General features: G+C 72.7%; 1 pseudogene. It reads left to right on the top strand.

Annotation, left to right across the window (positions count from 1 at the left end):
- Positions 1–47: 47 nt before the first annotated feature.
- A pseudogene (locus ACQG3P_RS25015) lies at positions 48–231 on the top strand (nucleoside deaminase); the annotation flags it as partial.

Raw genomic sequence — 231 nt, 5'->3', positions numbered from 1 at the left:
ACTACGCCGCCCTGCTTTAAACCGCCAGCGCCGAAGCCCGCCCGGGCCTGGCCGATGGCGGCATCCCCATCGGCGCTGCCCTGTACCACAACGACGGCCGCCTGCTCGGCTGCGCCCACAACCGCCGGGTCCAGGAGGGCGACCCGTCCGTGCACGGTGAAACCGACGCGTGCCGCAAGGCCGGCCGCCAGCGCCGCTACCAGGACACCATCATGGTCACCACCCTGGCCC

The organism is Stenotrophomonas sp. SrG (genome assembly GCF_050031795.1).
In the GTDB taxonomy this organism is placed as follows: Bacteria; Pseudomonadota; Gammaproteobacteria; order Xanthomonadales; family Xanthomonadaceae; genus Stenotrophomonas; species Stenotrophomonas rhizophila_A.
Note: the sequence above shows the minus strand (reverse complement) of the source record. Positions and strands in the feature narration are given on the sequence as shown.